The following is a 4,837-nucleotide window of genomic DNA, read 5'->3' as shown; positions in this document are numbered from 1 at the left end:
TCCTTGCGGATTTGCTCAAACTTGCGTTCAAAGTGGCCTTCGCGGGCAAGTTTGATTAAACCTGCAACGCTTGCTGCCGATGCTGGCTCAACGAACAACCCTTCACGGCGAGCCAGCAATCGGTAAGCGTCCACAATGTCGCTAAGACACGGTGGATCTTCTTCTACACTCTTCGTTTCTTCGCGTCTTCGTGGTACAGTAGCAACCCCCAAGCCGCTAAGACACGAAGGGAGGCGAGAAATGAAACATCTTCCCATCTCTGAAGAAGATGAGTGTATTGCCAGCCTGATTGTGGACTCTGCTTTCGCCGTGCATAAGAATCTGGGTCCTGGTTTGCTGGAAAGTGTGTATGAAGTCTGCTTCTGCCACGAGCTGCACAAGCGAGGAGCATCCTTTCGCCGTCAGGTGGTCGTGCCTATCGTCTACGATGGCTTGCGATTCGATGAGGGGTTGCGTCTTGATGTACTGGTGGAGGAGCGGATCATCTGCGAGTTAAGGCAGTAGAGATTGTGCATCCCATGCACACAGCGCAAATCCTGACCCAACTCAAGCTCGCTGGAAAGCGTCTTGGCTTCCTGATCAACTTCAACGTGCCGCTGATCAAGAAGGGGATCACCCGGATTGCGCTGTGATGATGAACTGCTGATCAATCACGAAGACACGAAGGAACTGATGGATTTTTATCCTCTTCGTGTCTTTGTGTCTTCGTGGTAAAGAACACCGTCTGACCCCTGCCGCCTAAGCCTGTGAAGCTTTTGTCACCTCCCCGGCGCGCCAGCGCGCCCGCTCTATGCTACAATGCAGCCATGCGGTTCGATGTGCTGACGCTGTTTCCAGGGATGTTCACCGGTCCGCTCAGCGAGAGCATTCTCAAGCGGGCGATTCAGGCCGGGCGCATTTCCGTCGTGCTTCACGATATTCGCGCCTACGCCACTGACCGTCATCGCACCACCGACGACGCCCCCTACGGCGGCGGGGCAGGTATGGTGATGAAACCCGAACCGCTCGCTGCATGCATTCGCGCAGTGCTGGCGATGACCAACGACGACGCGCAAGAACCGGCGACCAAACCACCGGTTCTTCTGATGACGCCCGATGGCGAGCCGTTGACACAGCGCATTGCTGCTGAACTTGCGACGTACCCACGCCTGGTGCTGGTGTGTGGACGGTATGAGGGGGTGGACGAACGGGTGCGTGAAGCGCTGATCGACCGCGAGTTGTCAATCGGTGATTATGTGTTGACCGGCGGTGAACTGGCGGCGATGGTCGTGATCGATGCCGTGGCGCGCCTGGTTCCTGGCGTGATCGACGCCGAATCCGCCGCCGAAGAGTCGTTCAGCGATGGATTGCTGGAATATCCGCAGTACACCCGTCCTGCTGTGTGGGAAGGGCGGGCGGTGCCGCCGGTGCTGGTCTCCGGTCATCACGGCGAGGTGGCGCAGTGGCGGCGGCGTGAACGACTGCGCCGGACGTTCGAGCGCCGTCCCGATCTGCTGGCGCACGCCGTTCTGACCGACGCAGACCGCGCGTACCTGCGCACGTTGGGGTGGAACGACCCGAACAATCCAGAGAACAGGAAGGGGTAGCCGGTCATCGAGCGATCACGTTGAACCTGGACAATCTAATGGTTTTTGAGAACATAATCCGGTATCGCCAGATATAGCCCGCGCAGGCGGGCTTTGCATCCCGTAGCCCGCGACTTCAGTCGCCGGGCTACAAGGCGGATAGCGGAATAATTATTCAACAACCATTAGCCCGCAGCTCAGCGGGTGCGCGACCTGGCGACGCAGGTCTACCGGACTCGTCACTACTAGGCGCAACGCCCGTACCCCCGGAAGAAGCATGAACGGGGATGGGAGGGAGCGGGGCTTCCCGCTCTGGCAAAAAGTTGATCGAAGGTCAAACATCTTATATAATTGCCGCAATCGTCATTATGGCGATCATTCTGGCGGGTACAGCAGTCGGTCGCGCCAGGCAACGCGCCCGATCCGCTCGAGCGAGTAGCACCGCCGTTAGAGGAGGAGCGATGTTCGGCAACAGAAAACAGTCTCAGGCGCTTCCTGCACCAGCGCTCAATGGCAAGCCAGAGACGGTGATTGGCGCCAACACCAGCTTCGTTGGCACCCTCAAATCCGATGGCAACATTCGGATCGATGGCAGAGTCGAGGGCGATGTCGAGATCCTGGGAAACCTGATCATTGGCGAAACAGGGCAGGTGATTGCCACCATCAAGGCGCAGAATGTCCATGTGTCCGGCGCAGTGAAAGGTGAAATCACGGCTATCGAACAACTTGAAATTTCGCCGACGGGCAAGGTCTGGGGCGATATTACCACATCTGCGTTACATATTGAGCCAGGCGGGTTGTTCCGGGGGCAAAGTTCGATGACAACGAATATCGACGAACCATTGCTCCTCGAAGCGCCGCGCCCCGACCGTCGCGATTGAGGCTGCCGTCGTTCAGGAGTCGGTATTATGCCCCGGCCTCAACGCTCTTCCACGAGAGGCGACCCCACGCTTCGCGAGCGTTTGCATCCCAAACGCGCCGGGGTTCATGCGCTGACCCTGGTTCTGGTTGTGCTATCGCTCTGGATGATGGCAAGTTTCGTCGGTCAGATTATGACCGGCGCCCAACTGGAACAGCGTCGCGCTGCGTTGATTGCCGAAAATGCACAACTCGAAGCGACCAACCGCGCGCTGCTCGATCAGGTGGAGTATGCCGAGTCGCCTGCCTATGCCAAACAGATTGCGCGCGAACAACTCGGGCTGGCTGCCGAGGGCGATACGGTCGTACTGCCGACATTCGAGGACCGTCCGGTGAGTGAGGCGACGCCAACTCCGGTTGCGTTGCCCACGCCGACGCCGCAACTCAACTGGCGCGCCTGGATGCAGGCGTTGACTACAGGAGATGCGCCGTAAACAGGAAACGACCCCGGCGCACACGCCAGGGTCGTTTCATACTGGAGAGATTGCTACTCGTGCAGGCGCGTCGTCTCGCCCGTGGCAGCGCGATCCGCCGGCATGTGCGGCGCAACGCCAGGGGATACCGTGATCGGTACATTGGTCGTCTCCGGTGGATGCTCGGTTGAACGTGGGCGACGTAACCCGCTGATGAAACGCTGCATACGGGCGTCGATCTCCGCTTCGCGCCCACGCGCCAGAATGCTGACGCCCGCCAGGAACAACACACCGGGGAACAAAAAGTCGATCAGCAGGAGCAGACCCAACCCGACACCCCAGAGAACAGACTGCACGGCGTCGGATGTGCGTGTTGCGCGCCGCTGAATGTATGCCGCCACGCCGCCAGCAATCAGCGCCCCTGGCAGCAGCAGCCACCACAGGTTCAGCCACCAGATGACACCCAGGACGATCAACCCAATCCCGATCACTGCTGAGCGACGGTTATCATGCACGAAGTTCATGGTTCTACTCCTTATCTTGTGCCACCCCATCTGCACTGTTGTACGCCGGAGTGATCGGTTTTGTTGCACGATGCACCTATGACGCTCTCCGTCATTATTGTGACCTGGAATGGCCGGTGCTTCCTGGACCCCTGCCTGCGCGCCGTCGCTGCGCAACTTCAGACCGACGACGAGATTATCGTAGTCGATAATGGTTCGAACGATGGCACTGCTGACTGGCTGGCGCATGCCTGGCGTGCGGTGCGCCTCGTCGTGCTGCCATCGAACCTGGGATTTGCCGGCGGTGTCAACGCCGGGTTGCGTACAGCGCGCGGCGATCTGCTGCTCCTGCTGAACAACGATGCGTTTGTTGAGCCGGGATGCGTGCCCGCACTGGTCGAAACAATGCGGCAACACCCGCAGATTGGCGCAGTCGCCGGCGTGCTGACGTTCGATCACCGCCCTGAACTGGTCGCCTCGGCGGGTATCACTGCGCGCCGCGACGGGGTGGCGCTTGATCGGTGGACTGGACGTGATGTGCATTCGCTGCCAGCAGCGCCGCAACCGGTGATGGGCGCAAGCGGCGGACTGGCGCTCTACCGGCGAACCATGCTTGATGACATCGGACTAATGGCGCCGAATTTCTTCAACTATCTCGAAGATGTTGATCTGGCCTGGCGCGCCCGGTTGCGGCAATGGCCATGCCTTCTCATTCCCGCTGCCCGCGCCCGGCATGTCTATTCCGCTACCGGTGGGCAGGGGTCGCCGTTGAAGCAGCGGTTGCTGGGGCGTAACCGCTGGCGCGCCGTCATCCGTTGCTTCCCGCCCCGTGTGTTACGCGCCTGCCTGCCTCATATGCTGGCGTATGACGCAATGGCGCTGGCATACGCGACGCTCACCCGCAAGCCCGCGATGATCGCCGGACGAATCGAAGCGCTGCGCGACTGGTCAATGCTGATGCAGGAACGACGGCGCATTCAGGCGCGGCGCACGGTTTCGGATCAGGCGTTCGCCGCATGGCTCGAACCGCCGCCGTCGCCGTGGCGGACGCTGCGCGCAGCAAAACGACTCGATGCGCTGCTGGAAATGAGGGGACAGTGAAGACGTGAACGTGAACGACCGACGCCGGGCAGGCAAACATTGAGTCGGTGGTGGTATGGTTGCGACAGGCGCCAACGCAAGGCGCCCTGCCGCCGCGTGCCAAGCGCGTATGTCGGCGAGACGCCAGCGATCTCATAGAGCGATCATCCAAAACCTGGACGTCAAGGACGTGGTGCGACTGACGTTGGCTGAGCCGTAGGCGTCATTACAGTTGCATACGCATTGGGCCGCTTTGTACGATCAAGGACGTGGTGCGGCTGACGCTGGCTGAGCCAGTCGAAGCCAACGTCAGCCCCACGACGGTCAACACGGACAAAGATTGTGCACCATCTGGTTG

Annotated in this window: 5 protein-coding genes and 1 pseudogene; 5 read left to right on the top strand and 1 reads right to left on the bottom strand. The window is 60.1% G+C overall.

The annotated features are described in order from the left end of the window. Positions 1–135: 135 nt before the first annotated feature. From AC3EA7_RS22505 to AC3EA7_RS22490, 4 genes and pseudogenes are all read left to right on the top strand, one after another. Positions 136–632 (top strand): annotated as a pseudogene (locus AC3EA7_RS22505) (GxxExxY protein). A 174-nt stretch (positions 633–806) separates the two neighbouring features. Then, positions 807–1,586 carry a tRNA (guanosine(37)-N1)-methyltransferase TrmD gene (gene trmD, locus AC3EA7_RS22500; protein ID WP_488616320.1) on the top strand — a complete coding sequence of 260 codons (780 nt, stop codon included), beginning with the start codon at positions 807–809 and terminating at the stop codon, positions 1,584–1,586. 440 nt (positions 1,587–2,026) lie between these two features. Further along, on the top strand, positions 2,027–2,446 hold the full coding sequence (locus AC3EA7_RS22495; RefSeq protein WP_488616319.1) for a bactofilin family protein: 420 nt from the start codon (positions 2,027–2,029) through the stop codon (positions 2,444–2,446). Between the two features lie 27 nt (positions 2,447–2,473). Further along, a complete protein-coding gene (locus AC3EA7_RS22490; protein WP_488616318.1) occupies positions 2,474–2,917 on the top strand; it encodes a septum formation initiator family protein in 444 nt (147 codons plus the stop codon). A gap of 53 nt (positions 2,918–2,970) precedes the next feature. On the opposite strand, the gene AC3EA7_RS22485 is transcribed toward AC3EA7_RS22490, so the two are convergent. Then, on the bottom strand, positions 2,971–3,420 hold the full coding sequence (locus AC3EA7_RS22485) for a hypothetical protein (protein ID WP_488616317.1): 450 nt from the start codon (positions 3,418–3,420) through the stop codon (positions 2,971–2,973). A 78-nt stretch (positions 3,421–3,498) separates the two neighbouring features. On the opposite strand from AC3EA7_RS22485, the gene AC3EA7_RS22480 reads away from it, so the two are divergent. Beyond that, positions 3,499–4,500 (top strand): glycosyltransferase family 2 protein, encoded by a 1,002-nt coding sequence (locus tag AC3EA7_RS22480; protein WP_488616316.1) that lies wholly within the window; start codon positions 3,499–3,501, stop codon positions 4,498–4,500. Positions 4,501–4,837: the final 337 nt, after the last annotated feature.

This window comes from Roseiflexus sp. (genome assembly GCF_057785375.1).
The sequence above is the reverse complement of the archived record's forward strand: the minus strand, read 5'-3'. Positions and strand labels throughout refer to the sequence as shown.

Bases quoted from the DNA above. Each gene is read 5' to 3' on its own strand.
- trmD (WP_488616320.1), top strand. From the start codon at position 807: ATGCGGTTCGATGTGCTGACGCTGTTTCCAGGGATGTTCACCGGTCCG.
- AC3EA7_RS22495 (WP_488616319.1), top strand. From the start codon at position 2,027: ATGTTCGGCAACAGAAAACAGTCTCAGGCGCTTCCTGCACCAGCGCTC.
- AC3EA7_RS22490 (WP_488616318.1), top strand. From the start codon at position 2,474: ATGCCCCGGCCTCAACGCTCTTCCACGAGAGGCGACCCCACGCTTCGC.
- AC3EA7_RS22485 (WP_488616317.1), bottom strand. From the start codon at position 3,420: ATGAACTTCGTGCATGATAACCGTCGCTCAGCAGTGATCGGGATTGGG.
- AC3EA7_RS22480 (WP_488616316.1), top strand. From the start codon at position 3,499: ATGACGCTCTCCGTCATTATTGTGACCTGGAATGGCCGGTGCTTCCTG.